This window comes from Pseudomonas sp. 2995-1 (genome assembly GCF_002742505.1).
Taxonomy (GTDB): domain Bacteria; phylum Pseudomonadota; class Gammaproteobacteria; order Pseudomonadales; family Pseudomonadaceae; genus Aquipseudomonas; species Aquipseudomonas sivasensis.
This window is the reverse complement of record NZ_LJSA01000414.1, coordinates 1-395: the sequence shown is the minus strand read 5'-3', so window position 1 is coordinate 395 and position 395 is coordinate 1. Positions and strand designations below refer to the sequence as shown.

The window sequence follows — 395 nt, the reverse complement described above, 5'->3', positions numbered from 1 at the left end:
GGAAAGCACAATTATTAAAGCTGAAAATTTAGGTGTTTCTTATAGTCTGAAGAAGGATGAACGTTGGGCCATTAGAAATCTTAACTTTGAAATAAAAGAAGGTGAGGTTGTTGGAATTATCGGCCATAATGGTGCTGGGAAGAGTACTTTATGTAAGTTAATGACCAATATTTTAACACCTGATGAGGGTTCAATTGAAGTGAATGGGGAGACAACATCACTGCTAGGTTATGGAACGGGCTTTAATGCACAGTTATCAGGAAAGGATAACATATTTCTGAATGGTATGTTGTTGGGTATTCCTAAGAAGAGAATAGAAACAGAATACTCAAAGATCGTTGACTTTTCAGAGCTTGGGTCTGCAATTGAAAAACCAGTTAAAAATTATTCTAGTG

At 35.9% G+C, this 395-nt stretch carries 1 protein-coding gene; it reads left to right on the top strand.

Annotation, left to right across the window (positions count from 1 at the left end; genetic code table 11):
* A partial coding sequence (locus AOA61_RS21665; RefSeq protein ID WP_143521234.1) for an ABC transporter ATP-binding protein occupies nt 1–395 on the top strand: 395 nt, incomplete at both ends.